We start from the raw sequence: 597 nt of genomic DNA on the forward strand, positions 1-597 counted from the left end.
CTTCCAATGTAAAGGGAGTAATACTTTCAGGCAGCCCTTGCTCCGTTCGAGAGGAAAACGCGCCTACGATTGATCTCGACCTTTTCCGCAAGAAAATACCTGTACTTGGGGTATGCTACGGAGCTCAGCTGATGGCCCAACTATTGGGAGGAGACGTAAAACCCTCCGAACACCGGGAGTATGGCCGGGCAAAAATGCAAATCAGGGATGAGGACTCTTCACTACTGGCCGGACTTTCCCAGACCTCGCAGGTGTGGATGTCGCACGCCGACACCATTGTCCGCATCCCGGAATCATTTCGTGTAATCGCTTCGACGGAGTCTGTGGAAGTGGCCGCTTACAAAATTGAGGATGAGCTAACCTACGGTATTCAGTTTCACCCCGAAGTAACCCACTCTACGGAGGGTAAGCAACTACTGCACAACTTCGTAGTTAACATTTGCGGTTGCCAGCAAGACTGGACCTCAGAATCGTTTGTGGAAAGTACCATCGAAAATCTCCGGATTAAGATTGGTAACGATAGGGTAGTAATGGCCCTTTCTGGTGGAGTTGACTCTTCCGTGGCGGCAACCCTGGTGCACCGGGCCATCGGCAAGA

At 51.6% G+C, this 597-nt stretch carries 1 protein-coding gene; it reads left to right on the top strand.

Annotation, left to right across the window (positions count from 1 at the left end; genetic code table 11):
- Positions 1–20: 20 nt before the first annotated feature.
- The coding region (guaA, locus tag ACLD7X_RS17925) for a glutamine-hydrolyzing GMP synthase (protein WP_411425045.1) at positions 21–597 on the top strand (577 nt) is incomplete at its 3' end.

The sequence above is a fragment of the Aphanothece microscopica RSMan92 genome (assembly GCF_046613545.2).
Taxonomy (GTDB): domain Bacteria; phylum Cyanobacteriota; class Cyanobacteriia; order PCC-6307; family Cyanobiaceae; genus NIES-981.